Origin of the sequence: Aliirhizobium smilacinae (genome assembly GCF_006335145.1) — a bacterium.
Lineage (GTDB): Bacteria > Pseudomonadota > Alphaproteobacteria > Rhizobiales > Rhizobiaceae > Neorhizobium > Neorhizobium smilacinae.
The window spans coordinates 1-929 of sequence record NZ_VDMN01000022.1 but is presented as its reverse complement, the minus strand read 5'-3'; the positions used below and the strand labels follow the sequence as shown (position 1 = coordinate 929).

Genomic DNA, 929 nt, shown 5'->3' with positions numbered 1-929 from the left:
GATGAGTTCGTGTCCGTACAACTGGCGTAATCATGGCCCTTCGGGGCCATTGTTTCTCTGTGGAGGAGTCCATGACGAAAGATGAACTGATTGCCCGTCTCCGCTCGCTGGGTGAACAACTGAACCGTGATGTCAGCCTGACGGGGACGAAAGAAGAACTGGCGCTCCGTGTGGCAGAGCTGAAAGAGGAGCTTGATGACACGGATGAAACTGCCGGTCAGGACACCCCTCTCAGCCGGGAAAATGTGCTGACCGGACATGAAAATGAGGTGGGATCAGCGCAGCCGGATACCGTGATTCTGGATACGTCTGAACTGGTCACGGTCGTGGCACTGGTGAAGCTGCATACTGATGCACTTCACGCCACGCGGGATGAACCTGTGGCATTTGTGCTGCCGGGAACGGCGTTTCGTGTCTCTGCCGGTGTGGCAGCCGAAATGACAGAGCGCGGCCTGGCCAGAATGCAATAACGGGAGGCGCTGTGGCTGATTTCGATAACCTGTTCGATGCTGCCATTGCCCGCGCCGATGAAACGATACGCGGGTACATGGGAACGTCAGCCACCATTACATCCGGTGAGCAGTCAGGTGCGGTGATACGTGGTGTTTTTGATGACCCTGAAAATATCAGCTATGCCGGACAGGGCGTGCGCGTTGAAGGCTCCAGCCCGTCCCTGTTTGTCCGGACTGATGAGGTGCGGCAGCTGCGGCGTGGAGACACGCTGACCATCGGTGAGGAAAATTTCTGGGTAGATCGGGTTTCGCCGGATGATGGCGGAAGTTGTCATCTCTGGCTTGGACGGGGCGTACCGCCTGCCGTTAACCGTCGCCGCTGAAAGGGGGATGTATGGCCATAAAAGGTCTTGAGCAGGCCGTTGAAAACCTCAGCCGTATCAGCAAAACGGCGGTGCCTGGTGCCGCCGCAATAGA

At 57.4% G+C, this 929-nt stretch carries 3 protein-coding genes; all 3 read left to right on the top strand.

From position 1 onward, the window contains the following. Positions 1–71: 71 nt before the first annotated feature. On the top strand, positions 72–470 hold the full coding sequence (locus FHP24_RS28555; RefSeq protein ID WP_000158919.1) for a DNA-packaging protein FI: 399 nt from the start codon (positions 72–74) through the stop codon (positions 468–470). 11 nt (positions 471–481) lie between these two features. Continuing rightward, on the top strand, positions 482–835 hold the full coding sequence (locus tag FHP24_RS28550; protein ID WP_000752979.1) for a head-tail joining protein: 354 nt from the start codon (positions 482–484) through the stop codon (positions 833–835). Between the two features lie 11 nt (positions 836–846). After that, positions 847–929 (top strand): phage tail protein (locus FHP24_RS28545; protein WP_180356172.1); only part of this gene is annotated, 83 nt, incomplete at its 3' end.